Source organism: Cupriavidus sp. C3SS-1 (genome assembly GCF_057073755.1).
Map to the genome: position 1 here is coordinate 2,314,593 of NZ_CP172700.1, position 26,121 is coordinate 2,340,713.

Sequence of the window (26,121 nt, forward strand, 5' to 3'; positions counted from 1 at the left end):
AGACTCAACAGTTACGGATATGCCTTGTCAGCATTGGCTTTGCGGACGAAAAAATGCGCGCAATCCGGAACCAACTGGGTACGGAAATCCATAACTGTTGTACCTTGCCATCCTCCCATGTGAGCAAACGAATTCCCTCTCAGATCCCTACATCATCAACCCCCGACAAAGCACCGACACACCGCTGGCCGCCAGGAACAGCATCAGCACGCGCCGCACAACGTCGGCAGGGAAACGCTTGCGCAGCCGGGATCCCACCGCCAACCCGGCCAGGCTGAACGGCACCGCGAATGCCGCGCTGCGCAGCAGGTCCGCCTGCTGCAGCAGTCCGCTGCTGGCAAACGCAACCAGGCGCATGCCCGCACTGACCAGGATCACCGCCGCGATCGTGGCGCGGAATTCGTCGAGGTGCGGCAGGCGCCTGGACAGGTACATGGTGTAGATCGGCCCGCCCGTCCCGAACAACGCGCTGAACACACCGCCAACGATACCCGCCGGCGCCGACCATGCCGTGCCGGCGGCCGGCGCGCTGGCGGCGGCAGGACGAAGCAGCGCGCGGCCCGTCATGCCCAGCACGAACACGCCAAGGCCGACCAGCAGCCAGCGCGACTCGACCCTGGCCAGCACCGTGGTGCCCAGTGCCACCCCGGCGACCATGGACGGCACCAGCCGCAGCAGCTCGGGGCGCGCAATGGACTTGCGGTTGCGCAAGCCGACCATGGCGGTCGTGACAAGGTCCAGCAGCAACAGCATGGGCACCACGAACTGCAGCGGAATGAACTGGACCAGCACGGGCACCGCCACCATCGCCGCGCCAAAACCGGTCAGCCCGAATACCGTGTAGGCGGCGGCAATGGTCGCCCCCAGGACTGCGTAATGCTCGCTACCCATGCTTCAACCCGTTCTTGTTGTTGTCGTCGTCACGCTACTGCACCTTGATGCCTACGCTGCGGGCCAGCGACTGGTACGTCGCGAAGCTTTCCGAAACATACCTGGTGGTCTCCTCGGGCGTCAGGATGCGTGGTATGCCCCCATATGTCGCGTTAGCGGCAATCCAGCGAGCATCGCCCGCCGCCGCCTTCAGTACGCCGGCCCACTTCCTGACGATGTCCGGCGACAGCTTCGGCGGGCCGTACAGCGCGCTCCAGCCGATCACCGCTTCAAGCTTCGGGAAGCCAGCCTCGCGCACGGTCGGCACATCCGGAAGCTGCTTGAGCCGCTCTGGCGTGGTGGTCACCAGCGCACGCAGCTTGCCGCCCGACAGCTGGCCCGACACGGAGCTGAGGTTGGGGCAGCTGAAATCGACCTCCTTCGAGATCACCGCGAGCGCCGCCTCGCTGCCGCCCTTGTAGTTCACGCTGACGGCATCGGCCGGCTTCAGGTTCAGGCTTTGCAGCAGCAACTGCGGCGCAAGGTTCAGCACGGTGGCCGGGCCCGATGCGCTGTAGTTCAGCTTGCCGGGATGCGCCTGCAGTTCGGCTGCAAGATCCGCGATGGTCTTGTACTTCGATTCCGGATGCACGACGCAAACCACGGGGTTCAGTTCAAGCAGCCCGATAAACGTGAAGTCGTTCCACTTATATTGAAGCCCCGAATCCTGGATCGCGGGAAGCAGCACCTGCGAGCCAACCCTGGCCAGCAGCAGCGTATAGCCATCCGGCGCCGCGTCCTTCACCACCTGCGAGCCGATGGCGCCGTTGGCGCCGGGCCGGTTCATCACCACGACCGGTTGCCCGAGCATGGTGGAGGCCGTGACCGACAGGTTGCGCGCGGACTGGTCCGCATCACCGCCTGCGCTGAACGGCACGATGATCGTGACCGGCCGGCTCGGGTACTGCTGCGTGGTTTGCGCGGAGGCAGGCAGCGCCGTGACAGCACCGGCCATTGCCATGCCGGGCAAGGCAAACCGCATGAGCCTGCGAAACATTGGATCCATGACGCTTGTCTCCGTTTCCGGACGGCGGCGGCGCAGGCGCCACCAGCCAGCCGACTGTGGGCGCGCTCTGTATCGGACCGCCACGCTCAGTTGGCCGAGATCTTCCGCCTTGCCACCAGCACCTTCCAGCGGCCCGATTCCTGCGCGATCTCCTCGACAAGGCGGCCATTCGGCGACAGTGTCTTCGTCATGCCTTGTGCGGCAAGGTAGCGCTGCATGCTGGGCTCCGAGACGGCACGTTCGAGATCCGCATACATCTTTGCGGTCAGGTCTTTCGAGGTGCCCGCGGGCGCCATCAGCGCGAACCAGCCATAGAAGCTGAAACCCGGCAGTCCGGCTTCGGCCACCGTCGGCACGTCGGGCAGCAGCGGCGAGCGCTCCTTGCCCGTCACGGCCAGCGCACGCAAACGGCTTCCCTTTAGCAGCGGCGAGATGCCATTGATATTGCCCACGGTCATGTCGATCACGCCGGCCATCAGGTCCGCATAGGCCGGGCCATCCCCCTTGTACGGCACGTGCACGACCTCCATGCCAGCGGCCTCGGCAAATGCCTCGCTCGCGATATGGACCTGGCTGCCGTTGCCCGCCGAGCCAAAGGTAAGCTTGCCGGGATTGGCCTTCGCATAGCTGATGAGTTCCGCCACGGTCTTGGCCGGGACCTTGGTGTTGACGGTAACGACCATCGGGCCGCTGGCCACCTTGCTGATCATCTCGAAGCTCTGCGTGGAATACGGCAGCTTGTGGTAGATGTACGGATTCACCGTGAACATGCTGCCCGAGGCCAGCAGCAGCGTGTAGCCATCCGCGGCCGACTTGGCGACGACCTCCGCGCCCACCGCACCACCGGCGCCGGGACGGTTGTCCACCACCACGGGCTGCTTCCATTGCTTGCCCAGCTCCAGCGCCAGCGCACGTGCAAGCAGGTCGGTGGCGCCGCCCGATGCAAAGGGCACGACCAGGCGGACCGGCTTGTTCGGCCATTCCTCCGCATGTGCCGGCGTCATGTACAGCGGTGCGATGGCTAGGGCGAACATGGCTACCGCCGTTGAACCCGCGTGACGCCTGGCGTCCGCGCCGCCACGCAGTTCCTCGAGAATGGGATTCGCGCGCAAGCGATGCAGCCACCGCCGTGCGTGTCCCTGCCAATGCCTGAGTGCGCTTCCAATGCCAAGTCGTGTCATCGCTGTCTCCTTTGTGGTGCCGCTGTCCGGCGCGGCTATCGTGTGCAACGCATTGTCTTCAATCGAGGCTAATAAATAATTTCCTTAAACAAAAACCGAATCTTTTTGTGAGCATCACCAGTTAAACTGGTTGATAAAATTTAACTTTCGAAAACAAAAATCCATCCTGCATTTAAATCAAATGCAGGCTATCGATCTGACCTGTTCTTCTTCGACTATTCGCTTCGATGCAGGATGACCGTCATCGCTGTCCAAGCGGAAAAGCGCACCGTCGCCATCGCTAACGCTTGCGCACAAGGCGGGGCCGGGTGTCATCGGGCGCGCTGGCCGGCTCGGTGACGGCCGTCAGCGCATCGAGCAGCAGCCGCGACAGGTGCGCGCGCGGGTTGTCGCGCGGCACCAGGATGCCGAGGCGGCGCATCAACGGCGGCGATCCGAACGGGATGGTACGGATCGACGCCGGGAATTCGTTCTCCACGCCGCGCGCGGGCACCACCGAGGAGCCGAGGCCGTTTGCAACCATGCAGATGACGCCTTCCAGCGTGTCGATCTCCATGGTCGACCGCACCGCAATCTGCCGGCGCACCATTTCTTCCTGGACCAGGAAACCCACGCGCGCCGTGCGATTGAAGCGCACATACGGCGTCGTTTCGAGCACGCCCTTGTCCGAGTCGCCACGCGTAGTGACATGCGTGATGACGACGAATTCCTCGTTGAAGAACGGTGTGAACTCCAGGTCCAGGCGCGGCACTTCGGGCTCGGTGACTACCGCGACATCGAGCTGGCGCCGTTGCACGGCGCGCTCCAGGTCATGCGTGAGGCCCGTGGTCAGGTGGATGTCGAGGCGGTGCCCCTGCTGCTGCAGCCGCTTGAGCGCGAGCGGCAGCAGGCCGGACACGCAGGTGTGCACGGAGCCGAGCTTGAGCACGCCGCCCGCCGCTTCGCGCTTGAGCGCCGCGCTCATGCTTTCCCAGTGGGTCAGCAGGTCGCGCGCCCGGTTGGTGAAGGCCAGCCCGGCATCCGTGAGGATCGGCGGCCTGCGGCTGCGGTCGAAGATGGTCATGCCCAGTTCTTCCTCCAGCGCGCGCATTTGCATGCTCACGGCGGACAGCGACAGGCCGATCGCGTTGCCCGCTTCGGCGAAGCTGCCGCGATCCGCGATGGCGACCAGGGTGTAGAGCGTCTTGACGTCCATATTCGACTCGATATCAGGGGTTCGGTGCGCCGTCATTGTGCCGCACGGACGCACGCCACGTGCCCTAAAGCCCCAGCAGGCGGCGCGCATTGCCGCCCATGACCTTCTCCATGTTCTCCGCACGGATCGGCAAGGTTTCGAACCACTGCTTGTAGTCGCGCACCGGGCAGAACGGGAACGAGCTGGCGTACAGCATCCGGTCCGCCAGGAAGGTATCGGCCGCCTTCACATACTCCTCCCAGCCTGGCATCCTGGAAAAATACATATCCGGCGACAGGTACAGGTTCGGCCGGCGAAAGGCGATGTGGAGAATCTCCGTGACCCACGGCCAGCCGCCGTGCACCACCACGACCTTGAGCCTCGGGAAATCGGTAAGCACGCGGTCCGTGCGTATCGGGTCCGAGTAGCTCAGGTCCGGGCCCGCTGTGCCGCCCACCATCAGGATCACCGGCACGTCCAGGTCTTCGCAATGCGCGTAGATCGGGTACAGGCGGCGGTCGTCGGCGTACATCGGTATCGGGTACGAGCCCGGTTCGATGTTGATGGCCTTGAAGCCGCCGGCGACGGCATTCGAAATGGTCTTGCATGCAACCACGCGATCGGTCGGATCGATGGACGCCGCGCCGATGAACCGCCCGGGGTAATCGCGCACGATGCGCGCCACGTCGTCGTTCGATACGCTGCCCAGCGTGCCGGCAAGGCGCCCCACCACGACACCCCGATCGACGCCGGCCGCATCCATCTCCTGCATCAGCAGACCCATCGACTGCTGCTGCGCAGCCGGCGACGGCTCGAAGCCGACCGTGCGCGTGAAGCCGTCGCGGCGCTCGCCGGCCGAATACATCAGGGTGTTCAGGAAGCCGCCGAGTGGCGGCCGCAGTCGGAAATCGATGATCATGTCCGTTCCTTGCCGGTTTGCTGCAGTGTGTTGAGAGTGCGGGGCTACATCACTTCGTTCTTGCGGTCGTCGGTCTCGCCGTAGCGATGCAGCGCGGGCGGCTTGAGTCCCGCGTAGAGCTTTTCGATGCCGGCGTTGATGATCTCGGCGTGCTGCGCAAAGAGCGAGTTGCCGTCAAGATCGCTCTCGACGATAAACGGGCCGAAGTTCTCGACCTCGAACATCCACATGGCCTGCGCAATGCCAAGCTCGTCCAGCCAGAACACATCGCGCACGCGCTTGATGCCGCGGCCCAGCAGCGCGCCCGTGCCGTATCCGACCGTGGTCAGGTAGACCGCGCCGCCGGGAGCGAGCACGCGCTTGTAGTCGTCGGCGGGCATGCCGCCCTTGCCGATGAAGATGCGGCAGTCAGTCTGCTTCATCCATTTCGGAATCCACTTCGAGAAGCGGAAGCTCGCGGTGGCGGTTACCGCGCCGACGTTGTAGCCGCCATGGCCATCGGGCGCGGCAGCGGGCGAGCAGTGGAAGTTGACGTTGCTGAGCCCGCGCAGCTCGACCGGTGGCTCAAGCCCCTCGTCGAGCACCTTCTTGTAGACGCCCTCTCGCGCGGTGTAGATCACGCCATTCAGGTAGACCGCCGCGCCCAGTTCCAGGCTGGCGATGTCTTCCGTAGTGGCAGGCAGGTTGATATGGAAGACCTTCAGGTCATCGTCTTGCGGGCTTACCATTCGACTGTCTCCCTGCGCAGGTATGGGGTGAACCACTGCGGGTCGGTGCGGTACTCGATTTCGCCGCCCGCGTGGATGCGTGCCGTGGCGCGGCGCGACGAGAGGCAGAACGTATGCAGACTGATCGGCATGCCACCCGTGTGTGTGTGGCCAACCTCGATGTGGCAATCGACCACCATCGAAGAACCGACAAACCCCATGGCCCCCATGCCGATCGAGTTGCCGAGCTTCATCAGTTCCAGTTCCAGCTCCGCGATCTTCGAATCGGGGTTGCGGTCGCCGACCACGCGCAGGCAAGCCGCCTGCTTGCCGAGCTGCATGCACGTATCCTTCGAGCCGCCCAGCCCGATGCCAACGATGGCGGGCTGGCACGCCAGGCCGCGCTTGCCGAACGCGATCAGCGTATCGAGCACGAAGCGCTTGATGCCGTCGATGCCGTCACCGGGGAACAGCATGCGGTAGTCGGTGCCAAACAGGCCGCCCTTGTGCACCGTGGTGATCTCGACCCAGTCGGCATCCGGCTCGAACGACCATTCGATCTCCGGCGCGTTGATGCCGACGTTGTTGTTGTTGTCGGTGCGCCAGAGCGGATGCACGCGGTTCGGGCGCAGCGGCACGGCCAGCGTGGCGTCGGCGGTCGCCTTGCGCAGTGCCCGCTCGACCGCGACAAAGCCGCGCTGGACCGCCGCTTCATTGCCGACCTTCACGTAGTAGCGCGGCAGCCCGGTGTCCGCGCACATCGGGCGGCGGTCCTCGTCGGCGGCTTCCCAGTTGTCCTGCATCGCGTGGATGACGAAGCGCGGCAGCTTGCCGGTCTCGGTCTTCTGCAAGGCCTGGATGCCTTGCTTGTAGTCCTTGGGGATCTCGATCGCGGCGCGCTTCATGATCTCGAACGCGGCTTCCTCGACCCGATCGATGGAAATGGTCATCGTAGCGGTCCTTTATGCTGCAACTTTCGGGGGTTGGCCTGCCTCGCCAGTAATCAGCGACGTGCCGGGCCGGACAATATCGAACTTGACGGGGACCATCTCGAGGCGGAGATCGTCACCATCGGCGCTCACGCGGGTGTAGCGGCTGCCGTGCAGGTCGCCCGCCTCGGGGAAGTCTTCGCGGAAATGCGCGCCGCGGCTGTTCTCGCGTGCCAGCGCGGAGACCGTAATGACGCGCGACATGTCGACCAGGCTTTGCAGGTTCAGCCAGTCATGCCAGGTCACGTTGTAGCGCCGGTCGCCGTCGGGCACGCCGATGGCCATCAACGCACGCTGGTGCGACGCGACCGATTCCAGTCCGCGCTGCATCGCCGCCTCGTGGCGCAGCACGCCGACGTCGTCCCACATCGTCTGCGCGAGCGCGTCGCGCAGTTCGTGGATTGCGCCCGCCGGCTTCGAGAACGGATACTCGGCGCGCGCGATGCCATCGGCGATCACGCGGCGGTCCGGCTCCTTCCATTGCTTCACGCCCGGGACATAAGCCGCCATGGCGTCGCCTGCGATGCCGCCGAAGACCGTCGAGTTCGCCACGCCGTTGCCGCCGAGGCGGTTTGCGCCGTGGACGCCGCCGCAGTCCTCGCCAGCGGCGAACAGTCCCGGCGACGCGGTGCTGCAATCCACATTGAACTCGACACCGCCCATCAGGTAGTGCGCTGTCGGCACCACCTCGACCCTGCCGCCCGCAAGATCAAAGCCGCAGTCGCTGCAGCGGTTGACCATGCCCGGGAAGGTCTTGGCCACCTTCTCCGGCCCGAGATGGCTCATCTGTATGTAGACGCCGCCCATCGGTCCCGTCCGGCCGGCGCGCATTTCGGCATAGATACCGCGGCTAACCACGTCGCGCGTCGCGCGTTCGCCGCGTGCGTCGTAGTTGGTCATGAAGCGGTCGCCGTCGCCGTTGAGCAGCCAGCCGCCCGCCCCGCGCAGGCCTTCTTCGAGCACCGTCCCCGTCATGCGCGTATCGGGGCCGCCGAGCAGGCCGGTCGGATGGAACTGCACCATTTCCATGTCGCGCAGGCTAAGGCCGTAGCGCATCGCCATGGCCAGGCCATCGCAGGTCTTGTCGCCCGACGGCGTGTGATAGCGATACATGGTCGGACCCGCGCCGGTGGCCAGCAGCACGGCCTTGGCCTGCACGAAGCGATAGGTGCCGCGACGCATGTCGATGAACAGCACGCCTGCGATGCCGGAGCCGTCCGCGGCGGGAATCAGCTCGATCGCGCGGTGTTCCTCCAGCTCTTCCACATCGAGCGCGCGCACCTGCTCCATCAGCCGGTTGATAATCTCGATGCCGGTCAGGTCGGCCTTGTGCACAGTCCGGTCGAAGCTCTGCCCCGCGAAGGCCTTCTGGTGCAGCGTGCCGTCGGGGTTGCGGTCGAAGAAGCAGCCGATCTCGTTTTCAAGTTCGCGCACGCGCTCGACCGCGCCTTCGACCAGACGCCAGGCCAGGTCCTGCCGCGGCAGCCACTTGCCGCCCTCGATCGTGTCCATGAAATGGCGTTCGACCGAATCGCCGGAGGACAGCGCCACGTTGTAGCCGCCCTGCACCATGCGCGTACAGCCGCATTTGCCGAGCAGGCCCTTGACCGCCACCGACACTTTCAGCGCAGGGTTGGCCTTTTTGGCATGCAGCGCCGCGAACAGACCCGCGCCGCCGGTCCCGAGGATCAGGATGTCTGTCTTGTGGTTCTCGATTTGCATTCAGATTACCCCCAGGGCAAAGACCACGCCGACCAGCAGCGACAGCGCGCCGCCCCAGCCGATCCACGACAGCCGTGCGTCGCGCGTGGAACTCCACGGCAACAGTTCCAGCGCCAGCAGCCGCAGGCCGAAGCACATATGAATGGACAGCAGCAGCACCAGCCCCCATTCGCCGAACTTCACCGCACCCATGTCGGCGAACTTCAGGAACGCGTCCATGCGGGCACGCTGGTCCAGCGCAAGGCCGAGCACATAGAAATGCGCAGGAAGAAAGATGCCGAGCGCCAGCCCGGAAAGCCGATGGCCCAGGAAAGCCCAGTAAGCGCGATGATTGCGTGGCGACTTCATGACCCGAACCCTCCTACTGCCGCCACCGCGCGCAGTCCCATGGCAAGCAGCAGCAGGCCGAACAGCAGGCTCGCCACCGATGCGCCGCTGCGGCTCAGCCGCGCCCATTCGATCAGGATGTTGCGCAGGCCGATCGGCACATGGACCGCCACGCTGAGCACGAACAGCGAGTAGAACGGAATCCAGATCCAGCTGCCCTGCGTGCGCGAGAGGATCTCGGCCGCCGTGAGGCCGCCGCGCACCGCATAGAGGATGACACCCAGGTGCACCAGCACGAACGGCGCCATGATCATGGCCGTCAGACGCTGCAGGGCAAAGAGACGCTGCTCCATGATCAGCCTCCCTTCAGGAACTGCAGCAGCGCGTTCTTCTTCAGGCCCGCGATGCTGCCCGTCGGGCTCAGGCTGACCGGGCAGTGCGTCATGCAGTTGCCTTGCGTGTGACAGGCATTGCAGCCGCTGCCGGAGGTGGCCTTGCGCAGCACGTCCTTGGGGTCGGCATGGCGCTCGTCGTTGAACAGCGTCCAGGCGCGATTCAGCGCGGCCGGGCCGAGGTATTCCTTGTCCCACGACACCACGTCGCAGGCCGCATAGCAAACCCCGCAGTTGATGCATTCGATCGCGGCGTCGGCCATCTTGCGCTTGCGGCTGGCCGGCGATACTGCGGCCGGCGGATCGTCGCGCGTGGCCGTGCCGACGAAGGTATTGCCGGCCTTCTTCCACTTGTCGAAGAACTCCGACATATCGACCACGAGATCCTTGATGCGCGGCATATTGCGCAGCGGCTCGATCACGATCACGCCGTCCTCTTCCACGCGGCTCACGTGCGTGCGGCAGGTCCAGCGCGGACGGCCGTTGACGGTCATCGCACAGGAGCCACACACGCCCACGCGGCACGCGAAGCGGTAGGACAGCGTCGGGTCGAGGCGGCGCTGCACCTCGGTGACCACATCCAGCACGGTCTGGTTTTCACGCCATGGCACCTCGTAGGTGGTGAAGCTTCCCGCTTCGGTGCCGCGTGCAATGCGTACCGTGAGCATGCGCTGCGCGGCCTTGGTCGCCTCCATCACTGTCTCCCCCTTCGTGTCGTTCAATGCGCCGATGCGCCGGCCTGGTTGCGCGCGAATACCGGCGCCGGCACGCCTTCCATGCGGACGTTGATGCAGGCGGGCTTGCCGCTGTCGAGCGCTGCCTGCAATGCAGGCGCCAGCGCATCGATGCGTTCGACGAACGCCCCGAACCCGCCCAGCCCGGCCACCGCCGCGTCATAGCGTGCCGCGGCGCTCAGCTCGCAGCCGATCAGTCGGTCTTCGCCGTAGGTGCGTTGCTGGATGACGTGTTCCGCGTTCCAGCGCAGGTCGTTGCCGATCACGCCAATGACGCCGGCCTGTTCGCGTACCGCGGTATCGAATTCGGAAAGATGAAAGCCCGCGGTGCCATCGCCCATCAGCAGGACGACCGTGGCCTCGGGCCGGGCGATCTTCGCGGCGATGGCATAGCAGATGCCGCCGCCGATCGCGCCGGACACGCCGTTGATGATCCGCGTCGGCGCGGTGCAGAACGCCTGCGCCCACTGGCCGAACTCGCCGCCATCGCAGACGAGGATGGGTTCGGGTACACCGCCGAGGAATTGATTGACGGTTTCGCACAAGGCGCGCGGATGGATGGCCGGTTTTGATCCGGCCGGCGCCTGCCCGCGTTCGCGCCGCGCGGCGTCAACACGCTCCATCCACGCAAGGCGATCATGCCCGGGCGGTCGCGATGCTTGCTCCAGCCGCTCAAGCGCGATGGACACATCCGCCACGCAGCGCGCGGCAAGGCGGTCGCCGAGCAGCCTTTCGGCGCGGCGCAGCATGTCCACGTCGGGGTCGATCGCCACGACCCGCGCCGTCTTGCCAAAGATGTTCTCGCGGCCAAATCCGACCGTGAAGTCGAGGCGCTTGCCGAGCAGGACGATCAGGTCGGAGTCCGCGACGACCTCGGCGATCGCGCCCAGTGACGGGTCACGCAATCCGCGGGGGCTTTCCATCGGCACGATCGGCGCGTCCAAGGCATGGCTATGTGCGGGCAGCGCCCGGCGATTGCGGTCCCGGCACAGCGTGGGTCCCGCAAGAATCAGCGGCCGGCGTGCCTGGCCCAGCAACTGCGCGATGGTCTCGATGGTGCTCTCGGCCGGCTCCGCCGGTTTTGCATCGGGCATCTGCGGTGGCAGGGCATCGAGGCCGGATTCGCGCGTCATCAGGTCAAACGGGAGTGCCAGGTGAACCGGTCCGCGACGATCAGCCATTGCGGTCGACACGGCGGTGTCCAGCGTGGATACGAGCGAGCGGGCATCGGTCACGCGCTTTGACCATTTGGTCAGTGGCGCGGTCATGGCCGCCTGGTCCAGTTCCTGGAATGCACCCATGCCGTCTTCGGCCACGGACGAGTCGCCGGACAGCACCAGCACGGCGCTTTCGGCCTGCGACGCGGAGAACAGTGGCGCAATGCCGTTGGCGATACCCGGCGCGGCGGTCAGCAGCGCCACGCCGAGTTCGCCCGTGACTTGCGACCACGCATCGGCCATGAAAACGGCCGCGGCTTCATGACGGACGTGGACGATGCGAATGCCGGCATCGATGCACGCGTCGTAGAGCGGCATGATCTGGTTGCCGGACAGACTGAACAGGGTGCTGACACCGCGGCGTGCGAGCGCCCGAATGAAGAGTTCCGAACCGAGCATTTGTCTCCGTACCCGACCGTTCTGTTTCGGCCGTGGTCTTTTGTGGTTGGGTTGAATAAAGTTTAAGTAATCGAAATTTCTGAATCAATTGGATATAAGTTGATATTTTTTGAAGTTAAGGCCGCAATGTGACCTTTGGATATCTCATTGCGATTGATCTCAGACCTGTGCCGGCGGGCGGAACGCAAAGCCTTGAGAAAACGACTCCCTCAGGTACTCGACCAACACCTGCGAGACGCGGGACGCGTGCGCCGAGTACGGCCGGATGGCATAGAGCCAGTCGCCGAATGCACCGGTCGCGCGCCACTGTGGCAGCAGTTCGACCAGCCTTCCGCTTTCCAGCGCTGACTGCGCGCTGAAGTCCGGCAGCAGCGCGATGCCCAGGCCTTCAATGGCGGCATCCCGCAACGCTTCGCTGTTATTGACCGCCAGCTGTCCGGCGACGGGGACCGTGACCGGATCGGCATGCCCCGCGCCCGCGTCCGGCGATTCCGGCACGAAGGTCCATGTGGAGGTGCCTTGCCGGCGGGGGTAGTGCAGGCAGGCGTGCTCGGCCAGTGCCTGCGGCGATTCGGGCGCGCTTCGGGTCCTGAGGTACGAACGGCTGGCCACCAGCACCGTGCGCGTGGCGGCCAGCGTCCAGGCGACATGGGTTTCGGGGGGCGCGGAGGTATGCCGCACGGCAATGTCGAAGCCTTCCTGCGCGAGCGGGCGCAGGCGGTCGGACATGTCCAGCTCGACCTGGATCTGCGGATATCGGCGCAGGAATCCGGGCAGCAGCGGCACCAGTTGCTGCCTGGAAAACGCCACCGGCGCGGTGACGCGTAAGAAGCCGCGCGGGGCGCCGGCCAGGTCACGGACATTGGCGTAGCCCGTGGCGATCTGCTCGAAGGCGCCGCGCATGGAATCGACCAGTTGCCGGCCGGCATCCGTCAGCGTGGCGCTGCGCGTCGTGCGCTGCACGAGCATGATGCCGGCAGCCTTTTCGAGGTCAGCGATGTGCTGGCTCATCGACGCCTTGCTGACGCCCAGCCGCGCGGCGGCCTTGCTGAAGCTGCCCTGCTGCTGAAGTACGACCAGCCAGTGCAGGTGCTCCCAGAGTTCCTCTACGTTGGCTTTTGTCATCCCGAGACTCCTTTCGCATCACTTCAGATGCCTATAGTTCGTGTCTATAGCATGCCACTATCTAAAAATCCTGAACAGTGAATTCGCCCGCGGGTGCTAGCCGCGACTCGCGCGCCTTCCTACACTCGCCTCATTCCCAGACAGGGCGGCCTTGCAGGCTCGCCAGACCGCACAGGAGATTCCCATGACCGCGCCTTACAACGACTCCGCAGACGTGATCCACTTTGTTTCGGGCGAACGCTTCGCGGGTTCGGGCACGCGCTCGCAGGCCGTGTTCAATCCGGCGACTGGCGCGGTGGCGCGGCAAGTCCGGCTCGGCACGGCCGAGGACGTCGATGCCGCGGTGGCGAGCGGCCTGGCGGCCTTCCCCAAGTGGGCCGACACGCCGCCGATCCGGCGCGCTCGCGTCATGCTGAAGTTCCTGGAGCTGATGAACCAGCACAAGGACGAGCTGGCCGCCATCATCACGGCCGAGCACGGCAAGGTACTGAGCGACGCCGCCGGCGAAGTCAGCCGCGGCATCGACATCATCGAATTCGCCTGCGGGATTCCGCAGCTGCTCAAGGGCGATTTCACGGACCAGGTCTCGACCGGCATGGACAACTGGACGCTGCGCCAGCCGTTGGGCGTGGTGGCCGGCATCACGCCGTTCAACTTCCCTTGCATGGTGCCGTGCTGGATGTTCCCGGTGGCGATCGCGGCCGGCAACTGCTTCATCCTGAAGCCGAGCGAGCGCGATCCTTCGGCATCGCTGTTCATGGCCGCGCTGCTCAAGCAGGCGGGCCTGCCCGATGGCGTGTTCAACGTCGTGCAGGGCGACAAGACGGTGGTCGACGCGTTGCTCCACCACGCCGACGTGAAGGCGGTGAGCTTCGTCGGCTCCACGCCGATCGCGAACTACATCTACGAGACCGGCGCGCGGCTCGGCAAGCGCGTGCAGGCGCTGGGCGGCGCCAAGAACCACATGGTAGTCATGCCGGACGCCGATATCGATCAGGCCGTGGATGGTCTTATCGGTGCGGCCTACGGCTCTGCCGGCGAGCGTTGCATGGCGATCTCGGTCGCGGTGCTGGTAGGCGACGTGGCCGACAAGATCCTGCCGAAGCTGGAAGCCCGTGCGCGGGAGCTGGTGATCCGCAACGGCATGGATGCGGCGGCCGAGATGGGACCGGTGGTCACTGGGCAGGCGCTCGAACGCATCGAAAGCTACATCGCTCTTGGCGTGGAAGAAGGCGCGAAGCTGGTGGTCGATGGCCGCAACTACAAGGTGCCGGGGCACGAGCAAGGCTTCTTTACCGGTGGCACGCTGTTCGACAACGTCACGCCTGACATGCGCATCTACAAGGAGGAGATCTTCGGGCCCGTGCTGTCATGCGTGCGGGTGGACGATTTCGCGCAGGCTGTGAAGCTGGTCAATGACCATGAGTTTGGCAACGGCGTGGCCTGCTACACGCGGGATGGCCAGGTTGCGCGCGAGTTCGCGCGCCGGATCGAGGTTGGCATGGTCGGCATCAACGTGCCGATCCCGGTGCCGATGGCCTGGCACGGCTTTGGCGGCTGGAAGCGCTCGCTGTTCGGCGATATGCACGCGTATGGGGAGGAAGGCGTGCGGTTTTATACGCGGCAGAAGAGTGTCATGCAGCGGTGGCCGGACGATTCGACGCGGGGGGCGGAGTTTGCGATGCCTACGGCGAAGTAAGGGATCTTTGCGAGCCCTCGCTGGCAATGACGGGGTTCTCGCTCTTGGCATGCGCTGCTGTGTCGCCGGCTACGCCGGCAACAGCGGCGCATGCCAAGGGCGACGAACCGGTCATCACCGGGTATCCCCAAGCCTGAACTCCCCCACCGCCTCCGCCAACGTATGAGCCTGCTCATTCAACAGCGATGACGCCGCAGTCGCCTGCTCCACCAACGCCGCGTTCTGCTGCGTTGCCTGCTCCATCTCCTCCACAGCCTGGTTGATCTGGCTGATCCCCGTGGCCTGTTCCCCCATTGACGCGCTGATTTCCCCAATCAGCGAAGTAACACGACGAATGCCATCGTCTATTTCCTTCATCGCCTCCCCCGCCGCCTGCACGCGTTGCGCGCCCGACTGAACGCTGAGATCGGAAGCCTCGATCAATGCCTTGATCTCTTTCGCAGCCGTCGCGCAGCGATGAGAAAGCCCACGCACTTCATTCGCCACGACCGCAAAGCCCTTCCCATGCTCGCCAGCGCGCGCCGCTTCCACCGACGCATTCAGCGCCAGGATATTGGTTTGGAAAGCGATGCCATCAATGACGCCAATAATCTCCACGATCTTCGCGGAAGACTGCGCGATGTCCGCCATGGTCGCCACCACATCGGACACCACCGTACCGCCCCGCGCAGCGGCCTCGCTCGCGGATGAGGCGAGACGCGTGGCCTGCACCGTCGCCTCGGCGGATCGCCTCACGGAACCCGTCAGCTCGGACAGCGAAGCGACGGTCTCCTCCAGATTGCTGGCCGCCATTTCGGTCCGGCGCGACAGGTCCTGATTGCCGGCTTCGATCTCCCGGGTCGCAATCTTCACGGACTCGCTGCCATGGCGAATCCGCAACAACACGCCTCCGAGTTTCTCGACAAAGGTATTGAAAGAGACCGCAATCTGCGTCACCTCGTCACGGCCCGCAGCAGGGAGCCGGTGCGTCAAATCGCCATCACCGGATCCGATCTCGTTCATCGCATCCCGAACGCCCGATAGCCGGCTGAATGCCCGCGCGGTAAGCACCCCGCTCAGCACCGCTGCGACGGCCGCCAACAACACGATGGCGATGGCCGAGGCCTTGACCACGCTGTCCAGGGCTGCCGTGGCCTCGGCCTTGTCCAGCGCCACCACCAGTTGCCAGTTGGTGCCATGAATCGGCTTGGCGCGCAGCAGCTTGGCCGTGCCATCAAGTTCGACCTCTAGCGGCGTGGTCTCCGTCGCCAGCGACGCCATCGTCTGCGGCGTCAGCGCCGGCGCCAACTCAAGCGCCGGCTTGCGGATGTACTTGTCCTGCGGGTGCGCCAGGATGGTTCCGTCCTTGTCCACCACAAAGCCCAGGCTCGCCGGAGTCGGATGCACCGCGGCAACGACGGCGCGAACGCCATCCAGCGACACGACCGCCGACACCACGCCGTCCAATGCGCCATTGCGCACGATCGGCGCCGCAAAGGAGACGAAGGGCTTGCCGCTCGCGGCATCGGCATAGGGCGTGGAGACGATCGGCTTCCCCGCCGCCACGGTTTGCTGGTACCAGGGACGCGCGGTCGGATCGAAGCCTTCCGGCATGCGATCCTTGCTGGCTACGAAGGACTTGTCCTTCCAGCCCGCCGTGGTAATCGGGAATGCGCCGGCCTTCTGCAACTGGCGGACGATGCCTTGCGGATCGCCCGGGGCAATCTGTTCGGCGGCGGCGCTCACCATCGTGGCCTTGGCCGCCACCCACTCATCGAGCGCCAGGCTATGGCCGGTCGCGATGGCGTCGAGATTCTGCTGAATCGTTTCGAGATTGCTGTTGCGGACGATGACATACGTCACGCCAGCCGTCAGTGCCAGGGCCGTCACGACGATGCCAGTGGAGATGGCCTGAATCTTTGAGCGAATGGATGAGAGCATACGAAGGTAAGGAGCGCTAAGGGTCACGCGGATCGGCGTTGGCGCAAAAAAGCCCGGAAGAACCGGGCTCATTGCGCAATCTGCCGATCGCTCAGAACTTGTGGCGAACGCCAACTACGGCGCCGAACTGATTCTTGCCTGGCATCACCTGCTCATTCGACGATGCACCCAGCACATCGTTGAACCCGTTCACGCCCAGCCCCGAACGCGGATTGCTGTTCACCGCGTAAGCCATGGTTGCGTACACGTCGGTGCGCTTCGACAGGAGATAGTCGGCCGTCGCAACGAATTGCCACGGGTTGCCGACGTGCGCGTTGGCGAGGTTCTGATAGTACGCCGCGCCGGTCAGCGAGAAGGTCGGCGTCAGCTGATACCCCAGGCCAGCCCACGCAAGGTTGGCATAGGTATTCGCCGCACCGGCAGTCCCCGGCAGCGAAGCGCCGTTGAACGAGCGCGCATAACGGTAGCCGGCATAGAGCTTGGCCGGGCCAAATGCATAGTTGCCCGCAATCGCCGCGCGACGGATCAGCTGGTTGCTTGACAGCGCGGCGGCGGACGACTGGTTGGTCTGGTCGTACACGACACCGACCGAGAACGGGCCGGTGGCGTAAGTTGCCAACACCGAATACTCCCGGCCGTTGGTGAAGTTGCCCGGAACTTCCGCGTTGTTGTAGTTGAAGCTGTACAGGCCGGTCACCGTCAGGCCACCAAAGGTGCCGACATACTTGGCCGAGTTGTCCGCGCGCTGGCCAAGCATGAACGGGTCTTGTGCGCCGATGGCGAAGCGGCCTGCGTTGCCCATCGGATCGAATGCGCCAGAGAAGTCCCAGAACGGCGACGTGTGGCGTCCCAGGGTCAGTTGGCCCCAGCGGCTTTGCAAGCCGACATATGCGGCGCGGCCAAACAGCCGGCCGCCCTGGGCCATCTTGCCGTCATCCATATTGAAACCGCTCTCCAGCGTATAGATGCCCTTCAGCCCGCCGCCCAGATCCTCTACGCCGCGCAGGCCCCAGCGCGAACCCGACTGGTTGCCCGATTGCATGGCCACCAGGCTGGAACTGTTCTTGGCCGCATTCGGGACGCTGTTCAGGTATTCGATACCGACATCAACCACGCCATAAAGCGTCACGCTGGATTGGGCATAAGCGCCAGCCGATGCGAGCAGACCAGCCGAAATGGCGATTAGTTTGAGCTTCATGTTTTCCTTGTTTGGGGATTCCTGCCAATGCGCTGACAAGCGCCGTCCGCGACGGGCGGCGCTTCCTTGTTGTTCATGCGGGAATTGCAGTGTTCCGGTTCCTGCTGTCCTGCCGTGTTGCCGTCAGACCGGAATCTTTTTCTCGTAGTCGATGCTGGTGGATGCAAGCAGCAGGCCGACACCGCAGGCGGCAAAGAACATCAGCGCCAGGAAGTACGAGCCCGTGGCCTGCACGATCAGGCCGACGATGATCGGCACGCTGATGCCGGCGATATTGCCGCCCAGGTTCATCACGCCGCCGAGGAAACCCACCTTGTTGCGCGTGCCCAGCATCGACGGCACCGACCAGAACAGGCCGCACCAGCGCAGGAAGAACAGGGTCGAGGACAGCAGCACGACCACCAGCACCGGGTCGGTGACATAGGCCACCGAGAAGATCGACACCGTGGCCACTACGGCGGCGATGCCGAACAGCGTGCGCATCACGACGTTGGGACGGCCGCCGGCTTCCTTCCACTTGTCGGCGATCCAGCCGCCGATCAGTTCGCCGATGAAGCCAGCGAAGAAGATGATGAAGCTCGCGCCGCCCATGGTCTTCAGGTCGAAGCCGCGTGCCTTGCTCAGGTAGGTCGGCATCCAGGTCAGCAGGCCGTAGAACACGGCGTTGAAGCACATCCAGCTGACCGCCATGCACCACACCGAGCGGTACTTGAAGAAGTCGAGCGAACGGCCGCTCAGGTTGGCCGGCTCCTCGCTGTGCTCCAGTGCAAGCGCATCCTCGATATGACGGGCTTCCTGTTCATTGACGCCGCTGTGTTCGCGCGGCGAATTGCGGATGTACCACCACGCCACGAAGCCGGCCAGTACCGTGCCCACGCCCGCTACGACGAACGACAGGCGCCACGATCCCAGTTCGCTGATCAGCCCGGCGATGATGAGCGAGCCGAGCGCCGCGCCCAGCGGTGCGCCGCCGTCCAGCAGCGTGGCGCCGCGGCCGCGTTCGTTCTTCGTCATCCAGATGGCATTGAGCTTGCCGCCGGCCGGGTAGATCGGCGCTTCGGCGGCGCCCAGCCCGAGCCGGGTCAGCATCAGCGAGGTGGCATTGGTGCAGGCCGCCGCGATGGCCTGGAAGAAGCCCCAGAACACGGTGGCGCAGGCGATCACGATGCGCGGCTTGTACTTGTCGGCCAGCATGCCGCCCGGCACCTGCATGAAGGCGTAGGTCCAGAAGAAGGAACTGAGGATCAGCCCCTGCATGGCCGGACTCAGGTCGAACTCCTTCGCGATCAGCGGCATGGCCACCGACAGCGAGGCGCGGTCGATGTAGTTGATGGCCACCAGCAGCAGCATCATCAGGAAGATTTTCCAGCGCACGCTGCTGCGCGGAATCGCCATCGTCGTGGCGGGGCTCGTGGATTGCATGACGGTTGTCTCCTTGTCCTTGTGTCCTTCGATTGAGGCGTTTTGATTAAGGTGTCGCGCAACCGGGCGGAGTATAAGATACGTAATCTGTAATTACAATGAACGTAAGTACATGATTTGTATGTAGTGTTCATAGGGTAAATCACTATATTGTGGTTTCCCAGCGGCCGGCGGAGGCTTCCGCGCCGCTAGTCGGGAACACGCGGATTGCATATTTCCGAAGGCGCTGGATCACTGTATATTCATACAGCCCCGCAATCCTCGCCGTCCCGCGCCTTGTCCGCCACACCAACCGATCCGCCCCGCTATACCGTCGCCGTACGCACGCTGTGCGAATTCACGGCCAAGGCGGGCGACCTCGACCTGCGCTTTACGCCTTCGCCTACCGGGCAGGAAGGCGTCGCGGGTCATGGCGTCGTTACCAGCCGGCGCGGGTCCGGCTATGAGTCCGAAGTCACGCTGTCGGGCCAGTTCGAAGGCCTGCGCGTGCGCGGGCGCGCCGATGGCTACGATCCCGTGGCCAACCGCGTCGAGGAAATCAAGACCGTGCGCGGCGACAAGATCGAGATTCCGCAGAACCACCAGGCCTTGCACTGGGCGCAGGCGAAGATCTACGGCTGGCTGCTGTGCGAGGCGCGCAACCTTGCGCAGATCGACGTGGCGCTGGTGTATTTCGACATCCTGAGCCAGCGCGAGCGCGTGCTGAGGGAGCGCTGCGACGCCGCGATGCTGCGCGCGTTTTTCGAGGACAGCTGCCGCCGCTTCATGCAATGGGCCGAACGGGAAATCGCGCATCGCAGCGATCGCGATGCCGGGCTGCAAGCACTGACCTTTCCCCATGGCACATTCCGCGACGGGCAGCGCCTGCTGGCCGAATCGGTCTACAAGGCCAACGCCAGCGCGCGCACGCTGCTGGCACAGGCACCGACCGGCATCGGAAAGTCGATTGGCACCGTGTTTCCGGCGCTGAAGGCCATGCCCACGCAGCGCCTCGACAAGATCTTCTTCCTGTCCGCGCGTTCCACCGGCCGCGCGGTGGCGCTGCAGGCCACCGCGCAATTGCGCCGCCAGCCCGGCGATGCGCCGCTGCGTGTGCTCGAACTGATGGCGCGCGACAAGGCGTGCGAGCATCCCGACCTGGCCTGCCATGGAGATTCTTGCCCGCTGGCGAAGGGCTTCTACGATCGCCTGCCCGCCGCGCGCGACACGGCCAGCCATGCAGCGCTGCTCGACGGCCAAAGCGTGCGGGACATCGCCCGCGCGCACGAGGTCTGCCCGTATTACCTCGCGCAGGAGATGATCCGCTGGAGCGATCTGGTGGTGGCGGACTACAACTACTACTTCGATCGCAGCGCGATGCTGTATGCGCTGGCCGCGATGAACGAATGGCGCGTCAGCGTGCTGGTGGACGAGGCGCACAACCTGGTCGAACGCGGCCGCGCCATGTACACGGTCACGCTCGACCATGCCGTCTTCCGCGGCGTGCGGCTGTCGGCGCCGGGCACGCTGAAGCGCGAGATGAACCGGGTCAACCGGCAATGGAGCGCACTCGCCAAATCCAGCGAGGCCGCCTACGAAACGCGCGATGAAGAGCCCGCCGCGTTCATCGAGGCACTGGTCCAGCTATGCACCGCCATCATCGACGACATGAGCGCGCAGCCGCAGCGGTACGACGCCACGCTGGAGCGCTTCTATTTCGATGCGATGCATTTCCTGCGCCTGTCCGAACAGATGACGGAATACGGCGGCAAGCATTCGCTGTTCGATATCACGCGCACGCCGCGCCAGCGTGGCGGCATGGATGCTGCGCTGTGCGTGCGCAACCTGTTGCCCGCGCCTTACCTCGCCCCGCGATTCGCGGGCGCGCATTCGACCACGCTGTTCTCGGCCACGCTGCAGCCGGCCGACTACTACCGCAACCTGCTGGGCGTGCCGGGCAGTGCGGTGTGGGTAGAGGTGCCGTCGCCATTCCAGGCGGAACAGCTCGACGTACATGTCGCGCGCCATATCTCCACGCGCTATAGCCACCGGCAGCGCTCGCTCCCGGCCATCGTCGCGCTGATGGCAGACCAGTTCGCTAAACGCCCCGGCAACTACCTGGCGTTCTTCAGCAGCCATGACTATCTCCGGCAGGCCGCCGCCATGCTGGCCCAGCATCATCCTGATATCCCGAGTTGGTCGCAGGCTCGTGGCATGACAGAGGCCGGGCAGGCGGCATTCCTGGAGGCGTTCGCCCCGGGCGGTCAAGGCATCGGCTTCGCGGTGCTGGGCGGCGTTTTCTCGGAAGGCGTCGATCTTCCCGGCGACCGGCTGATTGGCGCATTCGTGGCCACGCTGGGCCTGCCGCAGGTGAACCCGGTCAACGAACAACTGCGCGAGCGGATGGAAGCCGCCTTCGGCCAAGGCTATGGCTATGACTACGCCTACCTGTATCCGGGCCTGCGCAAGGTCATCCAGGCGGCCGGCCGCGTGATCCGCACCCGGCAGGACCGCGGCGTGGTGTGGCTGATCGATGACCGGTACTCGCGCGCGGAGGTGCAGGACATGTTGCCGTCATGGTGGGAGGTGCCGGCACGCAAGCCGCAACCGCTTCCGGAAAGCCCGGCAACCGGATAACGGCCGCGCAGCGGTCATCCGACGTACCGCTCTACGGCATATGTGGCGTCGGCCGCGTACGCGGCGACGGATACGGAGGTCTCTGCCCGCCACCGGGCACCTCGATGTACGGTGCGACGACGAGCGGATACTGCGTCTCCTGTGCGATGTTCTGCTGCGCTCCCGCTGCGCCGCGTAGTGAAAGCGGTGCGGTCTGAAGCTCGGTGCCGCCGCGCTTGCCGTCGCTGATGCCGCTGTGGGTATCCAGCACCAGAGGCCGGCTATCCGCGGGCGGAGCAGCAAACGCTGCCGATGAAGCAGCGGCCAGCAGTATCGCGGTCGCTGCGGCGCCCAGCACGCGGATCATGGGTGAATGCATGGAGGCTCCTGTTGATCGAATCGAAGCTGGCGGCCACCGGAGCCATCGGTCTGGGGGCGCGCGTTTCGCAAACGCATTTCGCCTTCGCAGTATAGGCCGTCGTGAAAGGCGGGCGCCAGCGCACACGGACTGGCGGCCCCGCCCTGCTCCGGTTCCTCAGTACGGCGGGTTGACCACCATGTACTGCGACCCCTGCGGCGCGTACCACGTGGCACCGCATTGCTGGTACACCATGCCGCCATAGTTCACCGGCACGCAGCCCGGCGGCACGGTTCGGACCATCGATCCAATCGCCGCGGCCGTGACCGCCACGGTAGCCGTCACGGCCGCCGCCGCCGCCACCGGATGGTCCCAACCGCCGCCGCAGCATCCGTTGTTGTTGTCGACGTTCACGTTGACGTTGCGGTTGGAGTTGACGTTGACGTTGCGGTTGGCATTGACGTTATTGACGTTGTTCACGCTGCTGCTGCGAACATTGTTGGTGCGCGCGTCGGCGCGCTGGTTGTTGACCTGGCGCGCCTGCGCCTCGCCGCCACCGCGTCCACCGCCGGCATGAGCGCCACCGCCGCCACCTCCGAGGCCGCCGCCCGGCCGCGCCTGCGCAGGAAGTGTCCAGCCAGCCGTCGCCAGCCCCAGGACCGCCAGGCCCACCACGAATCGCTTGCAGGATAGGTATGTCATGGCATCGCTCCTTTACCTGGCCTTGACCGGAACGAATTCGGCCACCTTGGCATCCTTCGGCGGCTTGAACGCGAAGACATCGTTGCCGAACTTCGGACTCGGCTTCCACTTGTAGAGCGTGACCGACTGGGGCCGGGCCTCGTCGGCGCGATTGGTGATGACCAGCTTGCGCGGCAGTGGGCGAGCCCCGGTGGCGATCCAGATCTGCCAGTCGATCTCTCCCTGCCGGAACACGTAGTGGTCGCAGACCTCGCCCCCGACAATGTCCTGCCCGGCGTTCATCGCCGATTGCATATTGTCCATCGGCGCGGCGTCGGTGCCCCACAGGAACAGGTCGGTCGAGGGGATTTCGAGGGCGAAGCGCTCGCGCAAGCGCTGGGCAAGAACGCCCAGGTTGTCATCGAACTTGACCTGCGAGTAGTACTTCTGCGCAGGCGTGTAGAGCGTCACGGTCTTCCCGTCATAGATCAGCTCGCGACGCCCGTTGACGGTGCGCATGTCGGCACGGAGCTTGTTCGGCCGCTGCACGTCGAGATCCGCCGTGGCGGTGTGCTGAAGCTTCTGGCCGTCCGCCAGCACGCGCTCGCCCGACAGTTCGATCATCACTTCGAACTGCTTCAGCGTTTGCAGGTACGCGCCCATGTCTTTCAGGGCCTGGATGGCCGCGGGGTCGACGGCCTTGGCATCGGCCGGCGCGGCGCTTGCCGGCGTCTGCGCCGGGGCGGGGTTGGCCTGTGCCGGCGGACTCGCCGGTGGATTGGAAGACTGCGGCGGCGTGCTGCTGCACGCCGCCAGCGTGACAACAAGCAAGCTCAGAGCTTTGATGCGTGCCATGAAGTTCTCCGTTGAACGGCCCTTGGTCTTACCGGACACCAATGCGCGATACCCGCCTCAGTTCGGGTGATGCGCGCGATCAAGCGCTGCATGAAAGGCCAGCTCGCGAGGCTTGAAAGCCCCCCGCCCGAATGCCCGTCTTGTGGCCCAGCCGCAGCCACAGTGGATGCCATTCTCCACGACGCCAACGCCAGGCGAAGTGAAACTTTTGCGCGCAGGCATTTATTCGATTCGATGTCACCGATGCGATGGGCGACACAAGGCGCCGCTGCGGCACGCGTGCCTCGATGACGTGAAGTAGCGAATACCTCTCACCGCACCGCCTATATGACCTGACCGATACTCGGGCAGTCTTGTAGCACGGCGCTTCCTTCACTTTTTATCTCAATATATGAGAATGCATCTTACATGTTGATATTTCAGAAACCGAGGAGTAATCTTGCCCCGCAGCGCAGGAGCATTCCCGGCCCGGATCGGCGATGTCTTGGCCTGCGATTTACAGCACTTCAAAGAAATGGGGTTCGCCGCCATGGCGGCCCCGAGGACGGAGGCTCCATTGGCAAATCGGAAACTGAAGGCCGCGATCATCGGATCGGGCAATATCGGCACGGACTTGATGATCAAGATCCTGCGCCACGGCAAACACCTGGAAATGGGCGCCATGGTCGGCATCGACCCCGAGTCGGACGGCCTGGCGCGCGCCGCCCGCATGGGCGTGGCCACCACGCATGAAGGCGTCGAAGGCCTGCTGAACCTACCCGAGTTCCGGGACATCGACGTGGTGTTCGACGCGACCAGCGCGGGCGCCCACATCAAGAATGACGCGCGCCTGCGCGAGGTGAAGCCGGACATCCGCATGATCGACCTGACGCCGGCGGCCATCGGTCCGTACTGCGTGCCCGTGGTCAACCTGGAAACGCGTCTGGACGCCCGCAACGTGAACATGGTCACGTGCGGCGGACAGGCCACCATTCCGATGGTCGCCGCGGTGTCGCGCGTGGCGAAGGTTCACTATGCGGAAATCGTCGCGTCGATCAGCAGCAAGTCGGCCGGCCCCGGCACGCGCGCCAATATCGACGAATTCACCGAGACCACGTCGAAGGCAATCGAGGTCATCGGCGGCGCGACCAAGGGCAAGGCCATCATCGTGCTGAACCCGGCGGAACCGCCGCTGATCATGCGCGACACCGTGTACGTGCTCAGCGATGCCGCGAACCAGACCGAAGTCGAAGCATCGATCAACGACATGGCCGCCGCCGTGCAGGCTTATGTGCCGGGCTACCGGCTCAAGCAGCGCGTCCAGTTCGACGTGATCCCCGCCGATGCCCCGCTGAACATCCCGGGCCTGGGCCGCTTCAGCGGCCTCAAGACCTCGGTGTTCCTGGAGGTGGAAGGCGCGGCGCACTACCTGCCCGCCTACGCCGGCAATCTCGACATCATGACCTCCGCCGCGCTCGCCACCGCCGAACGCATGGCGCAATGCGCACTGAACGCCTGAGGAAACGCGCCATGACTTTCAACCCCGGCAAGAAACTCTATATCTCCGACGTGACGCTGCGCGATGGCAGCCACGCCATCCGCCACCAGTACTCGATCCAGAACGTCAAGGACATCGCCCGCGCGCTGGACCAGGCACGCGTCGATTCGATCGAAGTGGCCCACGGCGACGGCCTGCAAGGCTCCAGCTTCAACTACGGCTTCGGCGCCCACACCGATCTCGAGTGGATCGAAGCAGTCGCGGGCGAGATCGAACACGCGAAGATCGCCACGCTGCTGCTGCCCGGCATCGGCACGATCCACGATCTCGACAATGCCTACAAGGCCGGCGCGCGCATCGTGCGCGTGGCCACGCATTGCACGGAAGCCGATGTGTCCCGCCAGCACATCGAACGCGCGCGCGAACTCGGCATGGACACCGTGGGCTTCCTCATGATGAGCCACATGACCACGCCGGAAAACCTCGCCGTCGAGGCGAAGAAGATGGAATCGTATGGCGCTACCACCATCTACGTGGTGGACTCGGGCGGCGCGCTGGGCATGCAGGACGTGCGCGACCGCTTCCGTGCGCTGAAGGCGGTGCTCGACCCGAGCACGCATACGGGCATCCACGCGCACCACAACCTGTCGCTGGGCGTGGCCAACTCGATCGTCGCCGTGGAAGAAGGCTGCGACCGCATCGACGCATCGCTGGCCGGCATGGGCGCCGGCGCCGGCAACGCGCCGCTGGAAGTGTTCATCGCCGCCATCGAACGCCTGGGCTGGGAACATGGCACCGACCTGTACAAGCTGATGGATGCCGCCGACGATATCGTGCGCCCGCTGCAGGACCGCCCTGTCCGCGTCGATCGCGAAACGCTGGCGCTCGGCTATGCCGGGGTCTATTCCAGCTTCCTGCGCCACTCCGAAATCGCCGCGAACAAGTACGGCCTGAAGGCCGTGGACATCCTGGTCGAACTGGGCAAGCGCCGCATGGTGGGCGGCCAGGAAGACATGATCGTCGACGTCGCGCTGGATCTGCTCAAGAAGGCGTAAGGCAGCACCGCCCGGGTATCGTTGACGACCAGGCTGCAG

At 65.0% G+C, this 26,121-nt stretch carries 23 protein-coding genes; 4 read left to right on the forward strand and 19 right to left on the reverse strand.

Going from position 1 to position 26,121, the window contains the following annotated elements; all coding sequences use genetic code 11:
• Nucleotides 1-147: 147 nt before the first annotated feature.
• The 13 genes from ACIGJC_RS26640 to ACIGJC_RS26700 all read right to left on the reverse strand — a co-directional run bounded on the left by ACIGJC_RS26640 (nucleotide 148) and on the right by ACIGJC_RS26700 (nucleotide 12,822).
• Nucleotides 148-891 (reverse strand): sulfite exporter TauE/SafE family protein, encoded by a 744-nt coding sequence (locus ACIGJC_RS26640; protein ID WP_483712452.1) that lies wholly within the window; start codon nucleotides 889-891, stop codon nucleotides 148-150.
• Nucleotides 892-925: 34 nt separating this feature from the next.
• Nucleotides 926-1,936 (reverse strand): Bug family tripartite tricarboxylate transporter substrate binding protein, encoded by a 1,011-nt coding sequence (locus tag ACIGJC_RS26645; protein WP_483712453.1) that lies wholly within the window; start codon nucleotides 1,934-1,936, stop codon nucleotides 926-928.
• A gap of 86 nt (nucleotides 1,937-2,022) precedes the next feature.
• A complete protein-coding gene (locus tag ACIGJC_RS26650; protein WP_483712455.1) occupies nucleotides 2,023-2,970 on the reverse strand; it encodes a Bug family tripartite tricarboxylate transporter substrate binding protein in 948 nt (315 codons plus the stop codon).
• A gap of 427 nt (nucleotides 2,971-3,397) precedes the next feature.
• On the reverse strand, nucleotides 3,398-4,312 hold the full coding sequence (locus ACIGJC_RS26655) for a LysR family transcriptional regulator (RefSeq protein WP_483712456.1): 915 nt from the start codon (nucleotides 4,310-4,312) through the stop codon (nucleotides 3,398-3,400).
• Nucleotides 4,313-4,376: 64 nt separating this feature from the next.
• Nucleotides 4,377-5,210 (reverse strand): amidohydrolase family protein, encoded by an 834-nt coding sequence (locus ACIGJC_RS26660; RefSeq protein WP_483712457.1) that lies wholly within the window; start codon nucleotides 5,208-5,210, stop codon nucleotides 4,377-4,379.
• Between the two features lie 44 nt (nucleotides 5,211-5,254).
• A complete protein-coding gene (locus ACIGJC_RS26665; protein WP_483712458.1) occupies nucleotides 5,255-5,938 on the reverse strand; it encodes a fumarate hydratase C-terminal domain-containing protein in 684 nt (227 codons plus the stop codon).
• Nucleotides 5,932-6,867 carry a fumarate hydratase gene (locus tag ACIGJC_RS26670; protein WP_483712459.1) on the reverse strand — a complete coding sequence of 312 codons (936 nt, stop codon included), beginning with the start codon at nucleotides 6,865-6,867 and terminating at the stop codon, nucleotides 5,932-5,934. Before ACIGJC_RS26670 ends, ACIGJC_RS26665 begins: the two co-directional genes overlap by 7 nt.
• A 12-nt stretch (nucleotides 6,868-6,879) precedes the next feature.
• The gene (locus ACIGJC_RS26675; RefSeq protein WP_483712460.1) at nucleotides 6,880-8,628 is read right to left on the reverse strand and encodes an L-aspartate oxidase; all 1,749 of its coding nucleotides are present in this window, start codon (nucleotides 8,626-8,628) and stop codon (nucleotides 6,880-6,882) included.
• Entirely contained in the window at nucleotides 8,629-8,976 is a 348-nt protein-coding gene (locus ACIGJC_RS26680; RefSeq protein WP_211947612.1) for a succinate dehydrogenase/fumarate reductase transmembrane subunit, read from the reverse strand.
• The gene (locus ACIGJC_RS26685) at nucleotides 8,973-9,308 is read right to left on the reverse strand and encodes a succinate dehydrogenase (protein ID WP_483712462.1); all 336 of its coding nucleotides are present in this window, start codon (nucleotides 9,306-9,308) and stop codon (nucleotides 8,973-8,975) included. The genes ACIGJC_RS26680 and ACIGJC_RS26685 overlap by 4 nt, the downstream gene beginning before the upstream one ends.
• Before the next feature lie 2 nt (nucleotides 9,309-9,310).
• Nucleotides 9,311-10,042 carry a succinate dehydrogenase/fumarate reductase iron-sulfur subunit gene (locus ACIGJC_RS26690; RefSeq protein WP_483712463.1) on the reverse strand — a complete coding sequence of 244 codons (732 nt, stop codon included), beginning with the start codon at nucleotides 10,040-10,042 and terminating at the stop codon, nucleotides 9,311-9,313.
• A gap of 23 nt (nucleotides 10,043-10,065) precedes the next feature.
• A complete protein-coding gene (locus tag ACIGJC_RS26695) occupies nucleotides 10,066-11,697 on the reverse strand; it encodes a thiamine pyrophosphate-binding protein (protein ID WP_483712464.1) in 1,632 nt (543 codons plus the stop codon).
• Nucleotides 11,698-11,856: 159 nt separating this feature from the next.
• The gene (locus ACIGJC_RS26700; RefSeq protein WP_483712465.1) at nucleotides 11,857-12,822 is read right to left on the reverse strand and encodes a LysR family transcriptional regulator; all 966 of its coding nucleotides are present in this window, start codon (nucleotides 12,820-12,822) and stop codon (nucleotides 11,857-11,859) included.
• A gap of 184 nt (nucleotides 12,823-13,006) precedes the next feature.
• On the opposite strand from ACIGJC_RS26700, the gene ACIGJC_RS26705 reads away from it, so the two are divergent.
• Nucleotides 13,007-14,521, forward strand: coding sequence for a CoA-acylating methylmalonate-semialdehyde dehydrogenase (locus ACIGJC_RS26705; protein ID WP_483712466.1), 1,515 nt, complete (start codon nucleotides 13,007-13,009; stop codon nucleotides 14,519-14,521).
• Between the two features lie 114 nt (nucleotides 14,522-14,635).
• On the opposite strand, the gene ACIGJC_RS26710 is transcribed toward ACIGJC_RS26705, so the two are convergent.
• The 3 genes from ACIGJC_RS26710 to ACIGJC_RS26720 all read right to left on the reverse strand — a co-directional run bounded on the left by ACIGJC_RS26710 (nucleotide 14,636) and on the right by ACIGJC_RS26720 (nucleotide 19,061).
• The gene (locus ACIGJC_RS26710) at nucleotides 14,636-16,441 is read right to left on the reverse strand and encodes a methyl-accepting chemotaxis protein (protein ID WP_483714402.1); all 1,806 of its coding nucleotides are present in this window, start codon (nucleotides 16,439-16,441) and stop codon (nucleotides 14,636-14,638) included.
• A gap of 91 nt (nucleotides 16,442-16,532) precedes the next feature.
• On the reverse strand, nucleotides 16,533-17,639 hold the full coding sequence (locus tag ACIGJC_RS26715; protein WP_483712467.1) for a porin: 1,107 nt from the start codon (nucleotides 17,637-17,639) through the stop codon (nucleotides 16,533-16,535).
• A gap of 123 nt (nucleotides 17,640-17,762) precedes the next feature.
• Nucleotides 17,763-19,061 (reverse strand): MFS transporter, encoded by a 1,299-nt coding sequence (locus ACIGJC_RS26720; RefSeq protein ID WP_483712468.1) that lies wholly within the window; start codon nucleotides 19,059-19,061, stop codon nucleotides 17,763-17,765.
• A gap of 276 nt (nucleotides 19,062-19,337) precedes the next feature.
• On the opposite strand from ACIGJC_RS26720, the gene ACIGJC_RS26725 reads away from it, so the two are divergent.
• A complete protein-coding gene (locus ACIGJC_RS26725; protein ID WP_483712469.1) occupies nucleotides 19,338-21,677 on the forward strand; it encodes an ATP-dependent DNA helicase in 2,340 nt (779 codons plus the stop codon).
• A gap of 31 nt (nucleotides 21,678-21,708) precedes the next feature.
• Here ACIGJC_RS26725 and ACIGJC_RS26730 read toward each other — a convergent pair whose 3' ends face one another.
• From ACIGJC_RS26730 to ACIGJC_RS26740, 3 genes are all read right to left on the reverse strand, one after another.
• Nucleotides 21,709-22,035 carry a hypothetical protein gene (locus ACIGJC_RS26730; RefSeq protein WP_483712471.1) on the reverse strand — a complete coding sequence of 109 codons (327 nt, stop codon included), beginning with the start codon at nucleotides 22,033-22,035 and terminating at the stop codon, nucleotides 21,709-21,711.
• A gap of 156 nt (nucleotides 22,036-22,191) precedes the next feature.
• The gene (locus tag ACIGJC_RS26735) at nucleotides 22,192-22,716 is read right to left on the reverse strand and encodes a hypothetical protein (RefSeq protein ID WP_483712472.1); all 525 of its coding nucleotides are present in this window, start codon (nucleotides 22,714-22,716) and stop codon (nucleotides 22,192-22,194) included.
• A gap of 12 nt (nucleotides 22,717-22,728) precedes the next feature.
• Nucleotides 22,729-23,550 carry a DUF2092 domain-containing protein gene (locus tag ACIGJC_RS26740; RefSeq protein ID WP_483712473.1) on the reverse strand — a complete coding sequence of 274 codons (822 nt, stop codon included), beginning with the start codon at nucleotides 23,548-23,550 and terminating at the stop codon, nucleotides 22,729-22,731.
• 529 nt (nucleotides 23,551-24,079) lie between these two features.
• Here ACIGJC_RS26740 and ACIGJC_RS26745 point away from each other — a divergent pair.
• Nucleotides 24,080-25,048 (forward strand): acetaldehyde dehydrogenase (acetylating), encoded by a 969-nt coding sequence (locus ACIGJC_RS26745; RefSeq protein WP_483712474.1) that lies wholly within the window; start codon nucleotides 24,080-24,082, stop codon nucleotides 25,046-25,048.
• Between the two features lie 11 nt (nucleotides 25,049-25,059).
• Nucleotides 25,060-26,082 carry a 4-hydroxy-2-oxovalerate aldolase gene (gene dmpG / locus ACIGJC_RS26750; protein ID WP_483712476.1) on the forward strand — a complete coding sequence of 341 codons (1,023 nt, stop codon included), beginning with the start codon at nucleotides 25,060-25,062 and terminating at the stop codon, nucleotides 26,080-26,082.
• Nucleotides 26,083-26,121: the final 39 nt, after the last annotated feature.

Bases quoted from the DNA above. Each gene is read 5' to 3' on its own strand.
- ACIGJC_RS26685 (WP_483712462.1), bottom strand. From the start codon at position 9,308: ATGGAGCAGCGTCTCTTTGCCCTGCAGCGTCTGACGGCCATGATCATG.
- ACIGJC_RS26660 (WP_483712457.1), bottom strand. From the start codon at position 5,210: ATGATCATCGATTTCCGACTGCGGCCGCCACTCGGCGGCTTCCTGAAC.
- ACIGJC_RS26680 (WP_211947612.1), bottom strand. From the start codon at position 8,976: ATGAAGTCGCCACGCAATCATCGCGCTTACTGGGCTTTCCTGGGCCAT.
- ACIGJC_RS26675 (WP_483712460.1), bottom strand. From the start codon at position 8,628: ATGCAAATCGAGAACCACAAGACAGACATCCTGATCCTCGGGACCGGC.
- ACIGJC_RS26695 (WP_483712464.1), bottom strand. From the start codon at position 11,697: ATGCTCGGTTCGGAACTCTTCATTCGGGCGCTCGCACGCCGCGGTGTC.
- ACIGJC_RS26705 (WP_483712466.1), top strand. From the start codon at position 13,007: ATGACCGCGCCTTACAACGACTCCGCAGACGTGATCCACTTTGTTTCG.
- ACIGJC_RS26645 (WP_483712453.1), bottom strand. From the start codon at position 1,936: ATGGATCCAATGTTTCGCAGGCTCATGCGGTTTGCCTTGCCCGGCATG.
- ACIGJC_RS26650 (WP_483712455.1), bottom strand. From the start codon at position 2,970: ATGTTCGCCCTAGCCATCGCACCGCTGTACATGACGCCGGCACATGCG.
- ACIGJC_RS26710 (WP_483714402.1), bottom strand. From the start codon at position 16,441: ATGCTCTCATCCATTCGCTCAAAGATTCAGGCCATCTCCACTGGCATC.
- ACIGJC_RS26655 (WP_483712456.1), bottom strand. From the start codon at position 4,312: ATGGACGTCAAGACGCTCTACACCCTGGTCGCCATCGCGGATCGCGGC.
- ACIGJC_RS26715 (WP_483712467.1), bottom strand. From the start codon at position 17,639: ATGAAGCTCAAACTAATCGCCATTTCGGCTGGTCTGCTCGCATCGGCT.
- ACIGJC_RS26745 (WP_483712474.1), top strand. From the start codon at position 24,080: ATGGCGGCCCCGAGGACGGAGGCTCCATTGGCAAATCGGAAACTGAAG.
- dmpG (WP_483712476.1), top strand. From the start codon at position 25,060: ATGACTTTCAACCCCGGCAAGAAACTCTATATCTCCGACGTGACGCTG.
- ACIGJC_RS26730 (WP_483712471.1), bottom strand. From the start codon at position 22,035: ATGCATTCACCCATGATCCGCGTGCTGGGCGCCGCAGCGACCGCGATA.
- ACIGJC_RS26700 (WP_483712465.1), bottom strand. From the start codon at position 12,822: ATGACAAAAGCCAACGTAGAGGAACTCTGGGAGCACCTGCACTGGCTG.
- ACIGJC_RS26690 (WP_483712463.1), bottom strand. From the start codon at position 10,042: ATGGAGGCGACCAAGGCCGCGCAGCGCATGCTCACGGTACGCATTGCA.
- ACIGJC_RS26720 (WP_483712468.1), bottom strand. From the start codon at position 19,061: ATGCAATCCACGAGCCCCGCCACGACGATGGCGATTCCGCGCAGCAGC.
- ACIGJC_RS26670 (WP_483712459.1), bottom strand. From the start codon at position 6,867: ATGACCATTTCCATCGATCGGGTCGAGGAAGCCGCGTTCGAGATCATG.
- ACIGJC_RS26640 (WP_483712452.1), bottom strand. From the start codon at position 891: ATGGGTAGCGAGCATTACGCAGTCCTGGGGGCGACCATTGCCGCCGCC.
- ACIGJC_RS26740 (WP_483712473.1), bottom strand. From the start codon at position 23,550: ATGGCACGCATCAAAGCTCTGAGCTTGCTTGTTGTCACGCTGGCGGCG.
- ACIGJC_RS26735 (WP_483712472.1), bottom strand. From the start codon at position 22,716: ATGACATACCTATCCTGCAAGCGATTCGTGGTGGGCCTGGCGGTCCTG.
- ACIGJC_RS26665 (WP_483712458.1), bottom strand. From the start codon at position 5,938: ATGGTAAGCCCGCAAGACGATGACCTGAAGGTCTTCCATATCAACCTG.